The 22,669-nt window shown below is 66.0% G+C and carries 18 protein-coding genes; 2 read left to right on the plus strand and 16 right to left on the minus strand.

Translation table 11 applies throughout. The features are described 5' to 3' along the window. The first annotated feature begins 39 nt into the window (after positions 1–39). Entirely contained in the window at positions 40–891 is an 852-nt protein-coding gene (locus J2X57_RS04880; protein ID WP_036110488.1) for a symmetrical bis(5'-nucleosyl)-tetraphosphatase, read from the plus strand. Positions 892–992: 101 nt separating this feature from the next. Here J2X57_RS04880 and secA read toward each other — a convergent pair whose 3' ends face one another. Continuing rightward, entirely contained in the window at positions 993–3,710 is a 2,718-nt protein-coding gene (secA, locus tag J2X57_RS04885; RefSeq protein ID WP_309864515.1) for a preprotein translocase subunit SecA, read from the minus strand. 131 nt (positions 3,711–3,841) lie between these two features. Then, a complete protein-coding gene (locus tag J2X57_RS04890) occupies positions 3,842–4,780 on the minus strand; it encodes a M23 family metallopeptidase (protein WP_309864517.1) in 939 nt (312 codons plus the stop codon). 30 nt (positions 4,781–4,810) lie between these two features. On the opposite strand from J2X57_RS04890, the gene J2X57_RS04895 reads away from it, so the two are divergent. After that, on the plus strand, positions 4,811–5,269 hold the full coding sequence (locus J2X57_RS04895; protein ID WP_052191381.1) for a DciA family protein: 459 nt from the start codon (positions 4,811–4,813) through the stop codon (positions 5,267–5,269). 1,196 nt (positions 5,270–6,465) lie between these two features. Here J2X57_RS04895 and lpxC read toward each other — a convergent pair. From lpxC to rsmH, 14 genes are all read right to left on the minus strand, one after another. Further along, a complete protein-coding gene (gene lpxC, locus J2X57_RS04900) occupies positions 6,466–7,377 on the minus strand; it encodes a UDP-3-O-acyl-N-acetylglucosamine deacetylase (RefSeq protein WP_036110475.1) in 912 nt (303 codons plus the stop codon). A 327-nt stretch (positions 7,378–7,704) separates the two neighbouring features. After that, a complete protein-coding gene (gene ftsZ, locus J2X57_RS04905; RefSeq protein WP_036110474.1) occupies positions 7,705–8,895 on the minus strand; it encodes a cell division protein FtsZ in 1,191 nt (396 codons plus the stop codon). 136 nt (positions 8,896–9,031) lie between these two features. Beyond that, a complete protein-coding gene (gene ftsA, locus J2X57_RS04910; RefSeq protein ID WP_036110472.1) occupies positions 9,032–10,267 on the minus strand; it encodes a cell division protein FtsA in 1,236 nt (411 codons plus the stop codon). 8 nt (positions 10,268–10,275) lie between these two features. Next, complete coding sequence (locus tag J2X57_RS04915; protein WP_036110469.1) at positions 10,276–11,016, minus strand: cell division protein FtsQ/DivIB; 741 nt, start codon at positions 11,014–11,016, stop codon at positions 10,276–10,278. Next, positions 11,013–11,987: a D-alanine--D-alanine ligase gene (locus J2X57_RS04920; RefSeq protein ID WP_309864525.1), complete on the minus strand. Its 975-nt coding sequence runs from the start codon at positions 11,985–11,987 to the stop codon at positions 11,013–11,015. The genes J2X57_RS04915 and J2X57_RS04920 overlap by 4 nt, the downstream gene beginning before the upstream one ends. Beyond that, positions 11,987–13,426 carry a UDP-N-acetylmuramate--L-alanine ligase gene (murC, locus tag J2X57_RS04925; RefSeq protein WP_309864528.1) on the minus strand — a complete coding sequence of 480 codons (1,440 nt, stop codon included), beginning with the start codon at positions 13,424–13,426 and terminating at the stop codon, positions 11,987–11,989. The genes J2X57_RS04920 and murC overlap by 1 nt, the downstream gene beginning before the upstream one ends. Beyond that, positions 13,423–14,517, minus strand: coding sequence for an undecaprenyldiphospho-muramoylpentapeptide beta-N-acetylglucosaminyltransferase (gene murG, locus J2X57_RS04930; RefSeq protein ID WP_309864531.1), 1,095 nt, complete (start codon positions 14,515–14,517; stop codon positions 13,423–13,425). Before murG ends, murC begins: the two co-directional genes overlap by 4 nt. Beyond that, the gene (ftsW, locus tag J2X57_RS04935) at positions 14,514–15,734 is read right to left on the minus strand and encodes a putative lipid II flippase FtsW (RefSeq protein WP_036110462.1); all 1,221 of its coding nucleotides are present in this window, start codon (positions 15,732–15,734) and stop codon (positions 14,514–14,516) included. The genes murG and ftsW overlap by 4 nt, the downstream gene beginning before the upstream one ends. A 6-nt stretch (positions 15,735–15,740) precedes the next feature. Then, positions 15,741–16,823, minus strand: coding sequence for a phospho-N-acetylmuramoyl-pentapeptide-transferase (gene mraY, locus J2X57_RS04940; RefSeq protein ID WP_036110460.1), 1,083 nt, complete (start codon positions 16,821–16,823; stop codon positions 15,741–15,743). Continuing rightward, entirely contained in the window at positions 16,813–18,177 is a 1,365-nt protein-coding gene (gene murF / locus J2X57_RS04945; RefSeq protein WP_036110457.1) for a UDP-N-acetylmuramoyl-tripeptide--D-alanyl-D-alanine ligase, read from the minus strand. The genes mraY and murF overlap by 11 nt, the downstream gene beginning before the upstream one ends. Next, entirely contained in the window at positions 18,174–19,667 is a 1,494-nt protein-coding gene (locus J2X57_RS04950; protein WP_309864539.1) for a UDP-N-acetylmuramoyl-L-alanyl-D-glutamate--2,6-diaminopimelate ligase, read from the minus strand. The genes murF and J2X57_RS04950 overlap by 4 nt, the downstream gene beginning before the upstream one ends. Next, on the minus strand, positions 19,664–21,472 hold the full coding sequence (locus J2X57_RS04955; protein ID WP_036110451.1) for a penicillin-binding protein 2: 1,809 nt from the start codon (positions 21,470–21,472) through the stop codon (positions 19,664–19,666). The genes J2X57_RS04950 and J2X57_RS04955 overlap by 4 nt, the downstream gene beginning before the upstream one ends. After that, positions 21,469–21,741 carry a cell division protein FtsL gene (gene ftsL, locus J2X57_RS04960; RefSeq protein WP_043695774.1) on the minus strand — a complete coding sequence of 91 codons (273 nt, stop codon included), beginning with the start codon at positions 21,739–21,741 and terminating at the stop codon, positions 21,469–21,471. Before ftsL ends, J2X57_RS04955 begins: the two co-directional genes overlap by 4 nt. After that, complete coding sequence (rsmH, locus tag J2X57_RS04965; protein ID WP_043695785.1) at positions 21,738–22,661, minus strand: 16S rRNA (cytosine(1402)-N(4))-methyltransferase RsmH; 924 nt, start codon at positions 22,659–22,661, stop codon at positions 21,738–21,740. Before rsmH ends, ftsL begins: the two co-directional genes overlap by 4 nt. Positions 22,662–22,669: the final 8 nt, after the last annotated feature.

Here is a 22,669-nt window from a genome sequence, read left to right on the forward strand (position 1 = left end):
CGTGCATGCCGGCAACGGCGCGATGGAGCGACTGGACTGATGGCCGTCTACGCGATCGGCGACGTCCAGGGTTGCTACCCCGAACTTCAGCGAATGCTGGAGAAGATCCGTTTCGACCCGTCGAACGACAAACTGTGGTTCTGTGGCGACCTCGTCAATCGCGGCGGTGAGTCGCTGGCCACGCTGCGACTGATTCACTCGCTGCGCGACAGCACCATCATCACGCTGGGCAACCACGACCTCTCGCTGCTGGCCATCGGCCAGCGACGCGAGGACGCGCAGCAACGGGTCAATCCCGAGTTGCGCGAGGTGCTCTTCGCCGAGGATGCGCCAGTGCTGCTCGAGTGGCTGCGCATGCAGAAGCTGCTGCACCACGACGAAACACTAGGCTGGACGATGATCCACGCCGGTATGGCGCCGATGTGGACGCTGCGACAGGCACAGCGCGCCGCGCTCGACGTCGAGCGCGAACTGGGTGGCCCACGCCACCAACGCCTGCTGAAAAACCTGTTCGGCAACCGCCCTCCGGGCTGGAACAACCGCCTGCAAGGTGTGGAGCGCCACCGCGCCACGATCAATACGCTGACCCGCATGCGCTATTGCGATGTCAACGGACGCATCGACTTCGAGGGCAAGGGCACGCCGGGCACGCAGAAGCCCGGCATGTATCCGTGGTTCGAAGTACCGGGCATGCGTCGCCGCGAGACGAAGATCGTCTGCGGTCACTGGTCGGCTCTGGGTCGCTTCGCCGGTCTGGGCGTTTACGCCATCGATACCGGATGCGTCTGGGGCGGCCAGCTGACCGCGCTGCGGCTGGACACGGAAGAGCCGGAATACATCACGGTGAATGCCGAGCCGCACCGGCATAAGCCTAAGGGTGGCGGAGATTGAGCGGGTGCGGATTTAGTGCTTCGTAGGCTTTTCGCGCGCAGGGCGCGCTCCTACATTTTGCCCGACAAAAAACCCCGCCGATTGGCGGGGTTTTTCATGGGTCAGGTCAGCTGGCCGTGACAGTGCTTGTACTTCTTGCCCGAACCACAGGGGCAAGGATCGTTACGACCGACCTTCGGACCATCGTTGACGACGGACTGAACGACCGGCTCGGCGCCGACGTCGCTGCCGGCGGGAAGGCCCGCCGCCTGTGCATCGGCGTGCTGGTACTGCAGACGCTGGGCTTCAGCGGCACGCTGCTGCTCGGCTTCCATCGCCAGGACTTCGTCCTCGCTGCGGATGCGGATACGCGCAAGCATCTGCACCACTTCGCCCTTGATCCGGTCGAGCATCTCTGAGAACAGCTCGAACGACTCGCGCTTAAATTCCTGCTTCGGCTGCTTCTGCGCGTAACCACGCAGATAGATGCCCTGACGCAGGTAATCCATGCTGGCGAGATGTTCCTTCCAGGCATTGTCCACGACCGAGAGCATCACGTGCTTCTCGAGCGAGCGCATCGTTTCGGCACCGATCTGCGCTTCCTTCTCGACGAACAGCGCGTCGACCGCTTCGCGCACATGGTCGAGGATGCCTTCAGCGTCGACTTCCTTCTGAGCTTCGACCCACTGTGGGAGGTCGAGCCGGAGGTTGAGTTCACTGGCGAGCTCGCGATCCAGGCCGGCGAGGTCCCACTGGTCGTCGATGCTGTCGGCAGGCACGAACCGACGCACGAGCGCGACGACGACGTCCTGGCGGATGTCACCGATCATGTCGGAAATGTCGTCGATCTCGAGGAGCTCGTCACGCTGCGCGTAGATCACCTTGCGCTGGTCGTTGGCGACATCGTCGAAATCGAGGAGGTTCTTGCGGATATCGAAGTTGTGCTGCTCGACCTTGCGCTGGACCTTTTCGATCTGCCGCGTGATCAGACGGTCCTCGAGGGCCTCGTCTTCCTTCATGCCGAACATCTGCATCCAGCGACCGATACGCTCGCCGCCGAAGATGCGCATCAGGTTGTCCTGAAGCGACAGGTAGAAGCGCGAGGAACCGGGATCGCCCTGACGGCCCGAACGGCCGCGCAACTGGTTGTCGATACGACGCGACTCGTGACGCTCGGTGCCGATGATGTGCAGACCGCCCGAGGCGAGCACTTCCTCGTGGCGCTTCTTCCAGTCCGCCCGGACCTTCTGCTTCTCGACGTCGGACGCATCCTCCGGCAACGTGGCCAGCGCGGCTTCGAGGCTGCCACCGAGCACGATATCGGTACCGCGACCCGCCATGTTGGTGGCGATGGTGACCGAACCCGGCGCACCGGCCTGCGCGACGATGTGCGCTTCGCGCTCATGCTGCTTGGCGTTGAGGACCTCGTGCGGGATGCGCTCCTGCTTGAGCAGGCCCGAGACCAGCTCGGACACGTCGATGGACGCCGTGCCGACGAGGACGGGCTGACCGCGCTCGTGGCAGGCCTTGATGTCCGCGATGACCGCCTTGTACTTCGCATCCGGACCGAGGAACACGGAATCCGGATTGTCCACACGGACCATCGGCTTGTGCGTCGGAATCACGACGACTTCCAGGCCGTAGACGGTCTGGAATTCGTAGGCTTCCGTGTCCGCCGTACCGGTCATGCCGGCCAGCTTCTTGTACATGCGGAACAGGTTCTGGAACGTCACCGTCGCCAGCGTCTGGTTCTCGCGCTGAATGGGCACGCCTTCCTTCGCTTCGACCGCCTGGTGCAGGCCGTCGGACCAGCGACGACCCGCCAGCGTACGGCCGGTGAATTCGTCGACGATGATGACTTCGCCGTCGCGCACGATGTAATCGACGTCACGCTGATAGATGCCGTTGGCACGCAGCGCGGCATTGAGGTGATGCACCACCGCCAGGTTCTTGGAGTCGTAGAGGCCACTGTCGGCCTCGATGACACCCGCCTCGCGCAACAGCTGCTCCGCGTGCTCCATGCCCTCTTCGGACATGTGCACCTGCTTCTGTTTTTCGTCGACCATGTAATCGCCGGCGCCGTCTTCTTTTTCCTGACGGTTGAGGCGCGGCACGATCTTGTTCACCGCGATGTAGAGCTGCGGGGAGTCTTCGGCCGGGCCGGAGATGATCAGCGGGGTACGGGCTTCGTCGATCAGGATCGAGTCGACTTCGTCGACGATGGCGTAGTGCAGGCCGCGCTGGTTGCGCTGTTCCTTGCTGAGCGCCATGTTGTCGCGCAGGTAGTCGAAGCCGAATTCGTTGTTGGTGCCGTAGGTGATATCGGACTGATAGGCCGCACGCTTGTCCGCGTGGTCCATACCCGGATACACCACGCCGACCGAGAGGCCGAGGAAGTTGTAGAGCTTGCCCATCTGCGCCGAGTCACGACGCGCCAGGTAGTCGTTGACCGTGACGACATGGACGCCCTTACCCTCCAGGGCGTTCAGGTATACCGGCAGCGTACCGACGAGGGTCTTGCCCTCACCCGTGCGCATCTCGGCGATCCGGCCGGAATGCAGCACCATGCCGCCGATCATCTGGACGTCGTAGTGGCGCATGCCGAGCACGCGCCTGGCCGCCTCACGGGTGACCGCGAACGCCTCTGGCAACAGCTTGTCGAGGGTCTCGCCGGCAGTGATCCTGCCGCGGAACTCCTCGGTCTTCCCGCGCAGCTCATCGTCGGAAAGTTTTTCGAATTCGGGCTCCAGGGCGTTGATGCGCTTGACCGTCTTGGACAGGTCGCGCAGCACACGCTCGTTACGGCTGCCGAAAATACTCGTCAGGGCACGATTGAACATCGATCATCCGGATCTGAAACGAAAAAAGGCTGCCGGACGGCGCAAAGCCGACCGGCACGAAGGGACGATCATACTACGCCCGCCCCCGGCTTTCCTCGGGGTGGCGGCGAGCCGTGCCGGATTCAAGGCTGTCAGCGGTGGCTGCGGACGAAAGCCAGCGGATTCACGACCTTATCGTGGTACCAGACCTCGAAATGGACGTGGGATCCCGTCGAACGGCCCGTGGAGCCGGCCTTCGCGATCACATCGCCGACGCGGACCCGCTGTCCCGGCCTGGCGACCAGGGCGCTGTTGTGCGCATAACGGGTCATGTACCCATTGCCATGGTCGATTTCGATGACGTCGCCATAGCCGCTCCGCTGACCCGCGAAGGTGACCATCCCCTCCGCGACCGCCGTCACGGGCGTACCCGTAGGCGTGGCGATATCGATCCCGGTATGCCGGGCGCTGTGACCACTGAACGGGTCCGGGCGGCCGCCAAAATACGACGAGATGTACCCGTTCACCGGCATACCCGTGGGCCGCAGGCTGGACTCGATACTGCGATCCATCAGCATGTCGCGCAGGGCTTCGAGCTGCGCCTGCTGGGTGTCGAACTGCCCGGAGAGCTGGTCGATGCTCTTGTTCAGGGACTCCGGCAAGGTGTAGGCATCCGGTTCGGCGCCGGTGGTCGCTTCAGGACCGCCCTGGCCGGGCTCCTCGTCGAAATTGAACTCGCCGTCGTCCAGCTTGCCGACCTGGGTCAGCCGCTCGCCCAAGGCGTTCAACCGGACCGATTGTGCCTGGAGCTGCCCGAGCTTGACGGCGAGTGCGTCGAGGTCCCGCTGGGCGTCACGCTTGATCTGAGCGACCTGTGCGTTCTGGTCGCCCACCTCGCGCTGCAAGCCATGGATGTCGCCCATGGCGCGATCCCGAGGGCTGGCGACGGTAAGCGCGATGCCGGCGCCGACACCGGCGATGCCGACGATGCCAGCGAGCACCATCGCGGCCATTTTGCAGCGCAGGCGCCTGCAGGAGAGGTCGAGCGTTTTCGGCCCTTTCTGGCCACGTGACACGAGTATGATCTGCATACGTTCCACATCGAATAGTTAAGCCGGTCCATGCCACCGCCGCCCAAACCGTCCCGTCATGCCACGCGCGGACTCAAGTCCATCGTGGAAGTGGGACCTGTCGTCTCGCTCGCCTCCCGGGCGCGCGAACTCGACCAGCTGGACCGTCAGTTGCGCGCGACACTGCCTGCACCGATGCGTGACCAGATCCGTTTTGCGGACCTGCGCGATGGCCGGCTCGTCTTCCTTGCGCCCTCGTCGGCCTGGGCTTCGCGAGTGCGCCTGTACCAGACGCAGATCCTCGAAGCCGCCCGCGCCATCGGCGCGAAGGCCCACTCGGTTGCCGTGAAAGTGGCCCCGCTGCCGCCCGTGGAAGTCATCCCCGACCGGCATAAACCGCTTTCCACCGAAGCAGCCCGCCATCTACGGTCCGCCGCGGCATCACTCTCGGATCCCACGCTGCGGGATCTTTTTCTGTATCTGGCACTCCAGGCCGAAAACGAAGATTAATCCGTCACTTACGACCCGGGATGCGGGTCCGTAAGCACCACCGCATCCAGCGAGGTGGCGAACTTTATAGCACGCCTCTACCCGGCGAACACCTAAATTGCACATAAAGTTCACGGGGTGAGGGGGCGGTCACGCGGGGGTTTTTCGTGGTTTCGCCGCCTTTGGGCTTGGCTTTGAAGGGCTCGGCTTCGCCGTCGCGTTGGCTTTGTCGCGGCGTGCGGTGTGGTCGGGAAGAGCCGGCGGGTGCCACCCTCGCGTCCACGCCTGCGGCGCCCCCTCAGGGAAAGGCCGCTAACGCGGCCGTATTTCAATGGCCTTCGGCCGGGTCGGGCTCCGACTGGGGGTTTTCGAGTCGGCTGTCCCTGCCTCCCCGAAAACGACCGGCCATCCATGGCCGGCCCCCTGCGGGCCTCTTCCAGTCGGAGCCCTCGCCTGCGGCTACCGGACGCGAGGGTGGCACCCGCCGGCTCTTTGGGGGACTGAGGCAGCGTGGGGTCGAGCGGCGGTGCGCTTCGTTGGATGGGAACGCTGGCTTGCCTGAGGTGTATGGCCTCGTTCGCCTTAACAAGGCTGAGGGTTCGCGAACGGGGTTCGCTCCTACCCGGCGCGGCGAGTGCGGGCGTGCGGGCAGGCAGGCAGGCAGGCAGGCAGGCAGGCAGGCAGGCAGGCAGAGCATGCGGCGTGCGGTATGAGGCGTGCAGCGTGCAGGGGCCATGCTGGCGGCGGTGGCTTTGATGCGGGCCAGCCTGCTGGCAATTGCCGACGGAGCGGTGAAGCCGAAACCCGCTCGGCCACCAACCACCTCAGTGCACGCAAGAGACGGCGGGGGTGACCCTCGAGGCCGGTAGCCGCAGGCGAGGGCTTCGACTGGACAAGGCCCGCAGGGGGCCGGTCAGGGATGACCGGCCGTTTTCGGGGAGGCAGGGACAGCCGACTCGAAAACCCCCAGGCGGAGCCCGACCCGGCCGAAGGCCATTGATACACGGCCGCGGTAGCGGCCTTTCCCTGAGGGGTCGCCGCAGGCGTGGCCTCGAGGGTCACCCCCGCCGGCTCTCCAACGCGACACAACACGCCGCGACAAAGCCAAACGCGACGGCGCAAGCCGAGCCGTAAAACGTCAATCTCACGCGCCCATAAAAAAAGCCGCGATCGCTCGCGGCTTCTCTCGTTTCGCTACGCCCCGGTGAGGCGTCGCCTTACACCGCCTGGGCGGGATGGGCGTAGGAGATCGGCGCCTTGGCCGGATCCTTGAAGCTGACTTCTTCCCACGCCGCGGCGTCGGCCATCAGACTGCGGAGAAGCTTGTTGTTGAGCTCGTGACCCGACTTGTGCGCGGAGTAAGCGCCGATCAGGCTGTGGCCCAGCATGTAGATGTCGCCGATGGCGTCGAGGATCTTGTGCTTGACGAACTCGTTGTCGTAACGGAGGCCGTCTTCGTTCAGCACGCGGTAGTCGTCGAGCACGACGGCGTTGTCCATCGAGCCGCCGAGCGTGAGGTTACGCTCGCGGAGCATTTCGATGTCACGCATGAAGCCGAAGGTGCGGGCGCGGCTGACTTCCTTGACGAACGACGTCGTCGAAAAATCCATCTCGGCCTGCGAATTGCGCTTGTTGAACAGCGGGTGATCGAACTCGACGGAGAAGCCAACCTTGAAGCCGTCGAACGGCTCCAGCCTGGCCCACTTGTCGCCGTCTTTCACGATCACCGGCTTCTTGATGCGGATGAAACGCTTGGCCGCGTCCTGCTCCTCGATGCCAGCGGACTGGATGAGGAAAACGAACGGACCCGCGCTGCCGTCCATGATCGGCACTTCCGGCGCCGAAAGGTCGACGTACGCGTTATCGATGCCGAGGCCGGCCATGGCCGAGAGCAGATGCTCCACCGTGGACACGCGGACGTCGCCCTGGATCAGGGTCGTCGAGAGACGCGTATCACCGACATTCTCCGGGCGGGACTTGAGCTCGACCGGGGGATTGAGGTCAGTGCGGCGGAACACGATACCCGTGTTCGGCGCGGCCGGACGAAGCGTCATGTACACCTTGTCGCCGGTATGGAGGCCGACGCCGGTGGCGCGAATGATGTTCTTGAGCGTGCGCTGCTTGATCATGTTGGGTCGAACCTTGTTGGCAGCAGCCTAAAGTAGCGATCATGCTAACACAGTCTTAACCTCGGAATAAACAAACCGGACGGTACAGTCCAGTGTTGCTTCACCGTTCCTTCAGCATCAGCTGCGATCCATTCTCATCTGGCCTGCGACTGAAACGTTCGTCCGTTCAATCACTTGCAAGTAACTGATATCACTTGCAGGTTTTCCTGAGGCGAAGCGGCGACGCTCCGCCACCCGGACGGGATGGCGGCGGAGCGTCGGGCGGTCCGACGTCGTGTCGGGCCGTCCTCACGTTTTCCTTAACGTGCCTGGATCTGCAAGTACCGCTCAGTCAGCCTGACGACGCAGGAACGCCGGGATATCGAGGTAATCGATCGCCGGCTCGGCGTTCTTCGACGGGGCCGGTTCCGACCGGACCGACGGAACGGAGTCGGCCTGCGCGTAATCGACCACCTCGTTGCCGGTGCCCGTGCGCAGGACGACCGGGCGGGGACGCTGACGCATCTCGACCTGCTGCTGCACCGGCTGGCGAGCCGGCTGCTTGGACGAGGCCGCGGCACCGCCACGGTTGAGGCCGGTGGCAACAACCGTCACGCGGACGTCGTCCTGCATTTCCGGGTCCAGCGAGGTGCCGATCACGACGGTCGCATCTTCCGAGGCGAAGTCGTGAATGACGCGGCCGATCTCGTCGAACTCGCGCATGGTCAGGTTGGGACCCGCCGTGACGTTGACCAGGATGCCGCAGGCGCCGGCCAGATTCACATCTTCCAGCAGCGGATTGTTGATCGCGGCTTCCGCCGCGGCCTGTGCGCGATCGTCGCCGCGGGCGGTGCCCGAGCCCATCATCGCCATACCCATTTCGCTCATGACGGTGCGGACGTCGGCAAAGTCGACGTTGATAAGGCCGGGGGCCGTGATCAGGTCGGCGATGCCCTGGACCGCGCCCTGCAGCACGTCGTTGGCCGCCTTGAACGCGTTGAGGAGCGTGACCTCACGACCGAGCACCGAGAGAAGCTTCTCGTTGGGAACGGTGATCAGCGAGTCGACATGCTGCGACAGGTCTTCGATACCCTTCAGGGCGACCTGCATGCGGCGACGACCCTCGAACGGGAACGGCTTGGTCACGACCGCGACGGTCAGGATGCCCTTCTCTTTCGCCAGCTGCGCCACGACCGGAGCCGCACCCGTACCGGTACCACCGCCCATGCCGGCGGTGATGAAGACCATGTCCGCGCCTTCGAGCATTTCCTCGATGCGCTCGCGGTCTTCCAGCGCGGCCTGGCGGCCGACTTCCGGGTTGGCGCCGGCGCCGAGACCCTTGGTGACATTGCCGCCCAGCTGAAGATGCGTGCGCGAGGCGCAGCTCTTCATCGCCTGGGCGTCGGTATTGGCGACGACGAACTCGACGCCTTCGATATTGGAATTGACCATGTGCGCCACGGCGTTGCCGCCGCCGCCACCCACGCCAATGACCTTGATGACCGCATTCGGTGCCAGCTTTTCGATGAGTTCAAACATTTCCCGTCCTCCGCAGAACTTTTAGTTTTTTTGGTTTATGTCCCTTGTCCGACTCCTGTCGGCCATGGGTTGCGGGCCATCCCTTGTGCCCCGGCGCCCCCCTTCCATCGGGCACCGACAATCCGGTGACTACTGCTTAGAAATTCTTGGTGAACCAGCTACGGAACTTCTCGACCATGCTGCCGACATTGCCGGCGGCGGAACTCGTGTGGCGCGCGCCGCCGGTCGACCGCGAGCCGTGCAGAAGCAGGCCCACGCCGGTCGAATGCAACTCGCTGGAGACGACATCGCCCAGGCCCGACACGTGCTGGGGCACGCCGATGCGAACCATCTTGTGGAAGATTTCCTCCGCCAGTTCGAGCGCGCCTTCCATACGCGAGGCGCCTCCGGTCAGTACGATGCCGGCGGCGACGAGGCTCTCGTAACCCGAGCGCCGCAGTTCGTCCTGCACCATCTCGAAGATTTCCTCGTAGCGGGCCTGCACCGACTGCGCGAGCGCCTGACGCGCGAGACGACGCGGCGGCCGATCGCCCACGCTCGGCACCTGGATCGTTTCTTCCGCATGGGCAAGCTGGGCGAGCGCACACGCGTATTTGATTTTGATCTCTTCCGCGTGAGCGGTCGGTGTGTGCACGCCATACGCGATGTCGTTCGTCACCTGATCGCCACCGACGGGCAGCGACTTGGTGTAGCGAATCGCGCCCTGCGTATAGATGGCGATATCCGTCGTACCGGCACCGATATCGACGAGGCACACGCCGAGCTCGAGCTCGTCTTCGGTCAACACGGCCTTAGCGCTGGCGACAGCGGCGGGCACGAGTTCATCGACCGACAGACCGCAGCGCTGAATGCACTTGGAGATGTTCTGCACCGCGCTCGCCGCGCCCGTGACCAGATGCACGCTGGCTTCCAGACGCACGCCGCTCATGCCGACCGGATGACGGATGCCGTCCTGACCGTCGATACGGTATTCCTGCGACTCCTTGTAGAGCACCTTGCGATCGGCCGGGATCGCCACGGCGCTGGCCGCTTCGAGTACCTGCTCCAGATCGGCCGACATCACCTCGCGGTCGCGGATGGCCGCGGTGCCGTGCGAGTTACGCGTTTCCAGATGGCTGCCGGAGATCGAGGCGTACACCGAACGGATATCGCAGCCGGCCATCAGCTCGGCCTCTTCGACCGCGCGCTGGATCGAGTGGACCGTCGATTCGATGTCGACCACCGAGCCACGCTTCATGCCGCGCGAGACATGCGTGCCGATACCGATGATTTCGATGGCTTCACCCGGCTCGTATTCGCCGACGATGGCGACGACCTTCGACGTTCCGATGTCGAGGCCGACGACGAGCTGTTTGTCGTTCTTGTTTCTCATGATCCTGCTCAGCTTCCGACCTTGGGTGTGGCCGTGGTTTCCGGTTGCGGCCACCGGATGGCGAATCCGTTGGTGTAACGAAGGTCGGCGTAGGCGAAACCGCTGTGCCGACCGGCGACGAGTTGTGGGTAGACATCGAGGAAGCGGGCCAGACGGCGATCGGCCTGCTCGCGATCGCCGATGACGATTTCGGCGCCGCTCTCGGTCGTGACGCTCCAGCTGCCGCGCTCGCTGAGGCTGACGCCGACGATCGACAGGCCTGTCCTGCCTTCGAACGATTTCTGTGCCTGTGCGTAGAAGCTCACCACCTCGGCCAGACGCGAGTCCGGCCCACGCAGCCGCGGCAGGTCGCCCATCTGATCGGCGCCCGGCGCGTCGAAGACGAGCCCCTGGCGGCTGATCAGACGGTCCTCGTTCCAGCGCGCGAACGGCTGGCGCTCGTAGATGCGTACCAGCAGCGTGTCGGGCCAGCGCTTGCGCACTTCCACCGACTCGACCCACGGCAGCGCACCGATCGAATGACGCACGGTTTCCAGATCCGTCGCGAAGAAGCCCTTGCCGAGGCTCGGCAGCACGGCGCTGCGGATCTGTTCGGCGCTGACGTGCGCGAACTCCGCTTCGACCTTGAGCTGCGTCACCGGCCAGCGGCCGACGGCGAACCAGCCCTGCATCACGCCGACCACGGGCAACACCACCAGTGTGATGGCGATTCCCCAGGCGACCAGACGCGTGGCGGCGGAACCCTTCATGCGCGGGCGGCCTCCCGTTCCATCGAGGTTTCCAGCACGCGCCAGCACAGGCTCGCATAGTCGAGGCCCGCGACGGCCGCAGCCTTGGGGACCAGCGAATGCGAGGTCATGCCGGGCGCGGTGTTCACTTCGAGCAGCCAGTTCTTGCCATGGCGATCGCGCATGACGTCGACGCGGCCCCAGCCGAAGCAGTCGAGCGCGTCGAAGGCCTGCAGCGCGAGCGCGCGCATGGTGTCCTCCGCTTCGCCCGACAGGCCAGGCACGATGTACTGGGTGTCTTCCGCCACGTACTTGGCGTTGTAATCGTAGTACTCGCCCTTGGGCACGATCTTGATGGTGGGCAGCACTTCGCGACCCAGGATGCCGACGGTGTATTCGCCGCCCTCGCTCGCATCGCCCTCGATCAGGGTTTCCATCAGCATGTCGCCGGGATAGCGGCGCGCCAGTTCGACGGCGGCATCGAGACCGGCTTCATCGAACACACGCGTCACGCCGACGCTGGACCCTTCCCATGCCGGCTTCACGATCAGCGGAAAGCCGACGTCACGAGCGGCGGCGTGCACGTCCGCACCGCGCGGCAGCGCCTTGAACTTCGGGGTCGGCAGGCCGAGTGCGATCCACACCTGCTTGGCGCGGACCTTGTCCAGCGACAGCGCCGAACCGAGCACGCCGGAGCCGGTATACGGCACGCCGAGCGACTGCAGCGCGCCCTGCAACTCCCCGTTCTCACCGCCCGCGCCGTGCAGGATGTTGAACACGCGTGCGAAGTGACCCGCACGCACCGCGTCGAGCAAGGCCGGGATGCCGTCGATCGGATGCGCGTCGACGCCCAGCGACCGCAGCGCCTCGAGCACGCCGCGACCGGAGTCGAGCGACACCTCGCGCTCGGCGGAGTTACCACCCAGCACGACGGCCACGCGGCCGAAATCGGCGGCGTCGGTGACGATGCGGGGGAAACGGGTCGTGCTCATCACTTGCTTGTCCTCAGGTCGCCGGCGCTGGCCAGCTCGATGGCCGCCGCGCCGATATCGCCGGCGCCCAGCAGCATGATCAGGTCGCCGTCGCGCGCCAGCGCGGACAGCGTGGCGCGAAGGTCGCGCGGATGGTCGACCAGCACCGGGTCGGTCTTGCCGCGGGCACGAATAGCGCGCGCGAGCGCCTTGCCGTCAGCGCCCGCGATCGGCGATTCGCCTGCGGGATAGACCTCGGTCAGCACCAGCACATCGACCTCGGCCAGGACCTTGGCGAAGTCGTCGAGCAGGTCGCGCGTACGGCTGTAGCGGTGCGGCTGGAAGGCCACGACCAGACGGCGGTCCGACCAGCCGCCGCGCGCGGCGGCGAAGACGGCGGCCAGTTCGCGCGGGTGATGACCGTAGTCGTCGACGAGCAGCGCGCTGCCGCTGTCGAGTGCGATCTCACCGCGACGATGAAAACGACGACCCACGCCTTCGAAACGTGCCAGCGCACGCGCGATGGCCTCCGCTTCGACGCCCAGCTGCCAGCCCACGGCCGCCGCGGCGAGCGCGTTCTGCACGTTGTGTCGGCCTGGCAGATTCAGCGTCACCGGCAGCGCGTCGACCCTGCCCGGCAGATGCAGGTCGAAATGCATTTCGAAGCCGAGCTGGCGGACGTTGGTGGCCGTCACGTCCGCGGCGGCATTGTCGATGCCGTAAGTGAGCAGGCGGCGCGAGGTGTCTTCCGCGAGCTTCGCCGTCTCTTCGTCGTCGATGCAGAGCACCGCCATGCCGTAGAACGGCAGCCTATGCAGGAAGTCGCTGAAGGCCTTCTTCACCAGCGCGAAGTCGCCCTGGTAGTTCTCGAGGTGATCGGCGTCGATATTGGTGACGACGGCGATGACCGGCGACAGCATCAGGAAGGAACCGTCCGACTCGTCGGCCTCGGCGACCAGGTACTGGCCCGTGCCCAGACGGGCATTCGCACCGGCGGCGTTGAGCTGGCCGCCGATCACGAAGGTCGGGTCGTAGTCGGCTTCCGCCAGCACGCTCGCGACGAGGCTGGTGGTGGTCGTCTTACCGTGCGTTCCCGCGATCGCGATGCCGCGACGGAAACGCATCAGCTCGCCGAGCATCTCGGCACGCGGCACCACGGGAATGCGTGCGGCCCGTGCGGCGACCAGCTCGGGATTGTCCTGACGGATCGCGCTGGACGTGACGATCACGTCCGCGCCGTCGATGTTCGACGCCTCGTGACCGACGTGCACTTCGACGCCGAGCTTGGCCAGACGCTCCGTGGTCGTCGAGTGCGCGCGGTCGGAGCCGGACACGCTGTAGCCGAGGTTGGCCAGTACTTCGGCGATACCGCTCATGCCGACGCCGCCCACGCCGATGAAGTGGACACGGCGGAACGAGGTCATGAAATCGTCGTGGGCGCGCAAACGACCGGGCGTCATGCGGAAACCTCCATGCAATGACGGGCAATCGTGGATGCGGCGTCGGGCTTGGCCAGCGTACGGGACGCATTGGCCGCGGAAAGGATCTGCTGGCGGTCCAGCAGCATGTCGTAGAGCAGACGGGCCAGCGCTTCGGGAGAGCCGGCCTGGTTCAGCGCCTTGTCGGCGATGAGGTGAGCGCCACCGGCGTCGACCATCGCGCGCGCGTTCACCGTCTGGTGGTCGTCCACCGCATGCGGGAACGGCACGAGCAGCGCTTCGAGGCCCGCGGCGCAGAGTTCGGCCACGGTCAGCGCGCCGGCGCGGCACACCACCACGTCCGCCCACTCGTACGCACCGGCCATGTCTTCGATAAAGGGGACGACGTTGGCCGCGATGCCGGCGTCGACATAGGCCGTGCGCGCTTCTTCGAGGCCGCGCTCGCCGGTCTGGTGGACGACTTCAGGCTCGCAGGCCGAGAGATGCGCGTCAGCACGCATGAACGCCAGCGCCTTCGGCACGGCCAGATTCAGGGTGCGTGCCCCGAGGCTGCCGCCGAGAACGAGCAGGCGGGGGCGACCGGCACGACCGTCCATGCGCTGCGCCGGCAGCGGCAGCGCGGCGATGCGCGCACGTACCGGATTGCCGACCCACTCGCCGTTCGGCAGCACGTTCGGAAAGCCGGTGAGCACCTTTTTCGCGAAGCCGGCGAGCTTGCGGTTGGTGAAGCCGGCGACCGCGTTCTGTTCGTGCACGACCAGCGGAATGCCCGCGATACGCGCCGCCACGCCGGCGGGGCCCGCCACGTAGCCACCCATCGAAAGCACACAGGCCGGACGCAGGCGGCGCAGCAGTCTGAGCGAGGCAAGCAGCGCACGCGCCAGCATCACCGGCGCCATCACGCGCGTCTTCATGCCTTTGCCGCGCAGGCCACCAACGGCCACCGTGTGCAGGTCGAGGCCATGCGCGGGAACCACGCGGGTCTCCATGCCGCCTTCGGCACCGAGCCACGCGACGGGGACGCCGCGCGAGCGCAGTTCGTCGGCCACGGCAAGGCCGGGGAAGATGTGGCCGCCGGTACCGCCGGCCATGATCAGCACGGGGCGGCTCATGCGGCACCGCCATAGGCCGCCGAATCCGGCACGGCATTGGCCGGCAGGCGCACGGCGGTCTGTCGCGCGTCTTCGGCGCGGTTGATTTCGAACGTGGCGCGCAGCAGCACACCGACCATCGCGCAGGTCATCAGCACGGACGAACCGCCCGAGCTGATCAGCGGCAGGGTCAGGCCCTTGGTCGGCAGCACGCCGAGATTCACGCCGATGGAGACCATCGCCTGGAAGCCGAGCATCAGCGAGATGCCGTAGGCGACGTAACCGGAGAAGCGCTGACCGAGCTCGACGCCCTTCAGTCCCATGTAGAGACCCCGGCCGACCAGCACGATGTAAAGGAAGATGACCGTGACGATGCCCGCCAGGCCGAGCTCCTCGGCGAGCACGGCAAGGATGAAGTCCGTATGCGCTTCGGGCAGGTAGAACAGTTTCTGCACGCTGGAACCCAGACCCACACCCGTCCACTCACCGCGACCCACGGCGATCAGCGCCTGGGTCAGCTGGAAGCCGTCGTTGAACGGATCCTTCCACGGATCGAGGAACGAGGTGAGGCGCTTGATGCGGTAATCCTCGGCGGTCGCCGCGTAAATCAGGGCGGGAACCAGGGGCGTCGCCAGCACGAGAAGGTTGCGCATGCGCGCACCCGCCAGCCAGACCATGCCGACCGTGGTCGCGACCACCAGAGCCGCCGAACCGAAGTCGGGCTGTGCCAGCAGCAACAGCACGATGAGACCGGCCACGGCGACCGGCTTGACCACGCCGAACAGGTCGTACTCGACGCCTTCGCGGTGACGGACCAGGTAGCTCGACAGGTAGCCGACGAGGATCAGCTTCACCGCCTCGACCGGCTGGAAGCTGGTGACCAGCAGGTTGACCCAGCGACGTGCGCCGTTGATGCGCATGCCGAAGACCGGCAGGAACACCATCAGCAGCATGATGATGCCGACCAGCAGCAGCAGGAAGCTGTGCTTCTCCAGCGTCTTCAGTTCCGTGCGCATCGCGGCGGCGGCCAGGCAGCCACCGAGCACGAGAAACACGAGATGGCGCTTGAGATAGTAGAAGGCGCCCTGATGCGAGCCATCGGCCACGGCGATCGAACTGGACGTGACCATGATCACGCCCAGCGTCGCGAGCGCGAGCGCAGCCAGGAGCAACGGGAGATCGAAGCTCCCGCGGGGACCCTGGCGGCGTTTGGCCTGCTTGTTTCCGAAGCCGAACATGATGGCTTAGCGCACCTTCAACGTAGCGAGACCGATGAGCACCAGCACGACGCTGATGATCCAGAAACGGACGATGACCCGCGGCTCGGGCCAGCCCTTCAGTTCAAAATGGTGATGGATGGGCGCCATACGGAAGATGCGCTTGCCGCGCAGCTTGAAGCTGCCCACCTGCAACATCACCGAGGCGGTCTCCATCACGAAGACGCCGCCCATCACCAGCAACACGATTTCCTGACGGACGATCAGCGCGACGCAACCGAGGGCGGCACCGATGGCCAGCGCGCCCACGTCACCCATGAAGACCTGGGCCGGGTAGGTGTTGAACCAGAGGAAGCCGAGCCCCGCGCCCGCCAGCGCGCTGCAGAAGACCGCAAGCTCACCGGCGCCCGGAATCGCCGGGATTCCGAGGTATTCGGAAAACAGCTTGTTACCGGCGAGGTAGGCAAAGATGCCCAGCGCGCCGGAGACCAGGACGCTCGGCATGATCGCCAGGCCGTCCAGACCGTCGGTGAGGTTCACCGCGTTGGAGAAGCCGACGATGATGAAGTAGCCGACCACCACGAAGAAAATGCCGAGCGGGATCGCCACCTGTTTGAACAGCGGCACGTAGAGCGCGATCTCCGCGGGCAGCTGGTGCGTGCGGTAAAGGAACACGGCGGCGCCGAGACCGAACACCGACTGCCAGAAATACTTCCAGCGGCTGGCGAGGCCACGGCTGTCCTTCAGGACCAGCTTGCGGTAGTCGTCGTAGAACCCGATGACGCCGAACAGGACCATCACCGCCAGCACGACCCATACGTAGCGGTTGGACAGGTCCGCCCACAGCACCGTGGCGATCCCCACGGCGAACAGGATCAGCAGACCGCCCATCGTCGGCGTACCGGCCTTCGCAAGATGCGTTTGCGGGCCGTCGCTGCGCACCACCTGCCCCGCCTTCAGCGCGGCAAGCTTGCGGATCAGCAACGGGCCGAGCAGCAGCGACACGGCCAGCGCGGTGAGCGCCGCCATGATCGCGCGGAACGTGATGTACTGGAAAAGATGCACGGAAGCGAAGTGCCGAGCCATCCATTCCGCCAGTTCAAGCAGCATCGGAGGCTCCTTCAGCGTATTTCTTCAAAGCCGCCACGACCCGGTCCATGCCGGAGGAACGTGACCCCTTCACGAGGCACGTGACGCCCTCATGGATTTGCGTGCAGGCTGCCTCGATAAGCGCTTCCTGCGTGGCGAAATGTTGTGCACCCGGACCGAACGCCTCGACCGCGGCGGCGCTTTTCGCCCCCGTGGCCAGCAGCCGCTCGATACCGCGGCGGTGGGCGAGCTCGCCGATACCGGCATGCAGCTTCACGGCCTCGGGCCCGAGTTCGGCCATATCGCCCAGCACCAGCCAGCGCTCGCCCAGGGCGAGGGCCAGCGTGTCGATCGCCGCGGCGGCCGAGCCCGGGTTCGCGTTGTAGCTGTCGTCGATCAGTGTCCAGCCACCCGGCATCGGTTCGAGATTCAGACGGCCGGCGACAGGCGGCACCTGCTCCAGACCTTCGACGATCTTTTCGACGGGAACGTTGAGCGCCGTCGCGATCGCGGCGGCGGCCAGCGCGTTGGCCACGTTGTGACGGCCCGGCAACGGCAGGTGCACGTCGCCGTCGCCATGCGGCGTGGACAGGACGAAATGAGTGCCGTCAATGCGCTCTTCGACGATGTCGGCACCGATGTCCGCACGATGGTCGAGCGCGTAGCGCAGCACGCTGCGGCTGCCGGCCAGGTTCGTGAAGAAGCCGGCGAAGCGCTCGTCATCCGCGTTGATGATGGCGACGCCATCGGCCGGAAGCGACCGGTACAGCGCGCCCTTGGTTTCGGCGACGCCTTCGATCGTGCCCATGCGCTCAAGATGCGCGGGCGCGATGGAATTCACGAGACCGATATCGGGCCGTGCGATGGCAGCGAGGTAATCGATGTCGCCCGGCTTGCCCGCACCCATCTCGAGCACGGCGTACTCAGTGTCTTCCGGCATCGCCAGCAGCGTGAGCGGCATGCCGATCTCGTTATTGAAGTTACCGGCATTGACGTGGGTACGACCGTGACGCGACAGGATGGACGCGGTCAGCGTCTTCACCGTCGTCTTGCCATTGGATCCGGTGATACCGACGACACGCACATTGCCGCGTGCGCGAGCGGCGCTGGCGAGGTCGCCGAGGGCGGCCTGCGTATCGTCGACGATGACCTGCGGAATCGGCGCGTCGACCGGACGCGTCACCAGCGCGGCGACCGCACCTTTCGCCGCGGCCGCAGCGACGAAATCATGCGCATCGACGCGCTCGCCCGGCAGCGCCACGAACAGGTCGCCGGCCTTGAGGGTGCGCGTATCGATGGAAAAACCCGTCACCTCGACATCGGCGCCATGCAGGCGGCCGCGGGTCCAGAGGGCGACGGCGGACAGGCGCATCATGCGCGGGCTCCTTTCTTGCCGGAATCCATCGCCTCGCGGGCGACGGCGAGATCGTCGAACGGGCGTTTGCCGTCCGGACCTTCCTGATAGGTTTCGTGACCCTTGCCGGCGATCAGCACGACGTCGTCGGCCTTCGCGTCGGCGAGCGCCAGCGCGATAGCCTGCGCGCGGTCGCGCTCGACCATCACGGTCTCGGGGTGAATGAGGCCGGCGACGATCTGCGCGACGATGACGTCGCCGTCCTCGCTGCGGGGATTGTCGTCGGTCACGATGACCACGTCGGCCAGACGCTCGGCGATACCGGCCATGATCGGGCGCTTGCCCTGATCGCGGTCGCCACCGGCGCCGAAGACGCAGATCAGCTTGCCCTTGGTATGCGAGCGCAGCGCCAGCAACGCCTGCTTCAGCGCATCCGGCGTGTGCGAGTAGTCGACCACCACCAGCGGCTTGCGGCCGTCGCCACCGAGGCGGCTCATGCGGCCGTTGACCGGTTGCAGGGATTCCAGTGCGGCGTGGATGCGCTCGAACGGTTCGCCCAGCGCGCCCAGCACCGCCGCGACGGCGAGCAGGTTGGCCACATTGAAGCGACCCAGCAGCGCGCTGCGCACGGTACGCATGCCCCACGGCGTATTGAGGTTGAACGACAGTCCCCGGGCCGAGGTCACCACGATATCCGCGCGGACTTCGGCGTCTTTCGGGGTGCTGTCGGTCGCCATCGAGGAGCGCAGCTTCGTCACGGACTCGGGCAGGCCCTTCGCCAGCCTCGCGCCGAACGGGTCGTCCACGTTGATCACCGCGGCGCCAAGACCGTCGAAGGCGAACAGACGGGCTTTCGCCGCGCCGTACGCTTCCATCGTGCCGTGGTAATCGAGGTGATCGCGGGTGAGATTGGTGAACACGGCGATGTCGAACGCGATGGCGTTGACCCGGCCCTGCTCCAGGGCGTGCGAGGAGACTTCCATCGCCACGTGCGTCGCGCCGGCGTCACGGAATTCGCCGAGCAGCGCCTGCATGCTGATGGCATCGGGCGTGGTGCGTTCGCCTTCCGCGATCGCACCGTGCAAGCCCGCGCCGAGGGTGCCGACGGTCGCGGCCTTACGGCCAAGGAACGTCAGCGCCTGTGCGATCAGCTGTACGGTCGAGGTCTTGCCGTTGGTGCCGGTCACACCGATGACCTCGAGCGCGGCGGATGCATTGCCGTGAAAACGCGCGGCGATCGGGCCGGCCTTGTCGCGCAGCTTGTCGACCGCGACCACCGGTATGCCTGCGTCGACCGCGTCGAACGGCGTCTCGGCCAGAATGACGACGGCGCCCTGCTCGACGGCCTTTGCCGCGAAGTCGATGCCGTGACCCTTCGTGCCACGCAGCGCGACGAAGGCCTGGCCTTCGACGATCTCGCGCGAGTCGAGTGAAAGGCCGGAAACGACGATTTCGCCGGCATCGGAGGCGTCGGCGAAACCGTCGAGCAGTTCGGCGAGGGTCAGGGTCACGGGACCACCTCTTCCGCCGCGCTGTCGTCCGCTTGCGGCGGTGGCGCGTTGGCCGTGCCGATCAGGCCACCCTGGCTCGGGCCGCCGACATACCAGCGACCGACGTTGTCGGGCGGAATGTCGAGCAGGCGCACCGCGCCTTCCATCACCTGGGCGAAGGCGGGGCCGGCGACGGAGCCACCGTAGTAATGACCACCCTGCGGATCGTTGATGACCACCACGGTGACCAGGCGCGGGTTGCTCGCCGGAATCATGCCGACGAAGAGCGAGATGTAGTTCTTGGCGAAGTAGCCGCCGACGGAGAACTTGTGCGAGGTACCGGTCTTGCCGGCCACGCTGTAATTGGCGACCGAGGCGAAGCCGTAGCCCGTACCGCCCGGCTGCAACACCGTCTCGAGCATGCGCACGAGTTCGTGGGCGATCTCCGGCGTGATCACCTGGGTCGGGGGATTGTCCGCACCCTTGATGAAGCTCGGCGCGCGCAGCGCACCGCCGTTGGCGATACCGGCGTAACCCGTGGCCAGCTGCAGCGGGGTCACGCTGAGGTTGTAACCATAGGCCATGCGCGACTTTTCGATCGGCTTCCAGGTGCGGCTCACCGGCAGATAGCCCGCGGCTTCGCCCGGGAACCCGCTACCGGTGCTGTTGCCGATACCGAACGACTTCCACATCGAATAGAGGAAGTCGGTATCGAGCGTCATCGCGATCTTCGCGGCACCGACGTTCGACGACTTGGTGATCACACCGGTCGGGGTCAGCGTGCCCCAGTTATGGGTATCGCGTACCGGGTGGCCGCCCATCATCCAGGTGCCCGGCGAGGTCTCGATCAGCGGCGAGGTCGGCGTGTACTTGCCACTGGTCAGCGCCGCGGCCATGGTGAACGCCTTCATGGTCGAGCCCGGCTCGACCACGTCGGTGACGGCGCGGTTGCGGCGATCGTTGGGCGTGCTGCCGCGCACGGCGTTCGGATTGAACGACGGCAGGTTGGCCATGCCGAGCACTTCGCCGGTGTGGACATCCATCACCACGATCGAGCCCGAGTCGGCCTTGTTCTTTTCCAGAGCGTCTTTCAGCGCGCTATAGGCGAGGTACTGGATGCGGCGGTCGATCGACAGCGTGATGTCGCGACCCGGCTGCGGCTCGCGCACCAGCTCGACGTCTTCCACCACATGGCCCATGCGGTCGCGGATCACGCGCTTGGCGCCCGGTTTGCCGGACAGCCATTCATCGAACGCCAGCTCCAGACCTTCCTGGCCGTGGTCATCGATGTTGGTGAAGCCGAGGATGTGGCTGTTGACCGCACCCGACGGGTAATAGCGGCGGTATTCGCGCTGCGACGAGATACCCGGGATCTTCAGATCGACGATCGCCTGCGCGTCTTCCGGACGCAGCTGACGAGCGATGTACATGAATTCCTTGTCCGCGCGCTGCTCGATCTTCTGCTTCAGATCGTCGGCGTCGACGTGCAGGGCCTTGGCCAGCTCAGGGATGCGGTCGGCGTTCTCGAGTACTTCGGGCGGGTTGGCCCAGATCGAGGCGACCGGGGTCGACACGGCCAGCGGCTCGCCGTTGCGATCGAAAATCGTGCCGCGGGACACGGCGATGGGCATTTCGCGCAGGAAGCGCGCGTCGCCCTGGTCCTGATAGAACTGCTTACGCACGACCTGCAGATCGAACGCGCGCACGACCAGACCCGACGCGGCGACACAGAGCAGCGCCACGACGACGGTCATACGCTTGCGCGGGCTCGGGCCCTGACCGCGACGGCGGCTGGGCACGACGGGCTTGCCGTAGCGCGCCTTCATCGGCGCACCAGCTGGATGTCCTGCGGCTTCGGCGTGAACATGCCGAGCTTGCCGCGGGCGTCCGCATCGATGCGGCTGGGTTCGGCGTAGGTGGCCTGCTCAAGTTCGAGGCGACCGTATTCCACGCCAAGGTCGTCCTTCTGGCTCTGCAGACGGGACAGTTCGACAAAGAGCACGCGGCTCTCGTGGCGCGTCCACACCACCCCGATCGCGCTGGCGATGACCGCCAGCAGCAGGATCGAGAGGCAGATCGCGCCGAAGACCTTCATGCGAGCTTCTCCGCGACGCGCAGCACGGCGGAGCGCGAACGCGGGTTCGCGGCGACCTCGGCGTCGGACGGAAAAATCGCCTTGCCCACCGGCTTGAGGCGGGCCAGCTTCGCCGCCGCGGGCGGTCCGCGGCGACTGCCCTGCACGCGACCTTCGTGGGCACGAATGAACTGCTTCACCGTGCGATCTTCCAGCGAATGGAAGCTGATCACGGCGAGGCGGCCGCCCACGTTGAGCAGGTCGAGCGCGGCGTCCAGGCCACGCTCGACGGATTCGAGTTCCGCGTTCACGCGGATGCGCAGCGCCTGAAACGTGCGCGTGGCGGGGTTCTTGCCTGGCTCGCGGCGACCGACGCAACCGGCGACGAGGTCGGCCAGCTCCGCGGTGCGGGTGATCGGCGCGGTCACGCGGCGCTCGACGATGGTCCTGGCGATGCGGCGGCTGAAGCGCTCTTCGCCGAAGCGCCAGAGCACGTCGGCGATCTCGGCTTCGTCGGCGTCGGCCAGGAACTCGGCGGCACTGATACCGCGCGTGGTGTCCATGCGCATGTCGAGCGGCGCGTCGGCCATGAAACTGAAGCCGCGGCTGCGATCGTCCAGCTGCGGCGAGGACACGCCGAGATCGAGCAGGATACCGTCGAGGCCGCCTTCGAGCGCGGGCCACTCACCCATCGTGGCGAAGTTGTCGTGGCGCAGGGTGACACGCGGGTCGGTGGCGAGACCGGCTTCGGCGACGGCGATGGCCGAGGGATCGCGATCCATGAGGAACAGGCGGCCTTCATCCGAGAGACGGGCAAGGATCGCCGAGGCATGACCCCCACGACCGAACGTCCCATCCAGATAGCGCCCGTTCTCGCGCAAGGCGAGGCCCTCCACCGCTTCGTCGAGCATCACCGGGATGTGTACATCGACCCCCGCCATCGCCACAT

The organism is Luteibacter sp. 1214 (genome assembly GCF_031455395.1).
GTDB classification, from domain to species: Bacteria; Pseudomonadota; Gammaproteobacteria; order Xanthomonadales; family Rhodanobacteraceae; genus Luteibacter; species Luteibacter mycovicinus.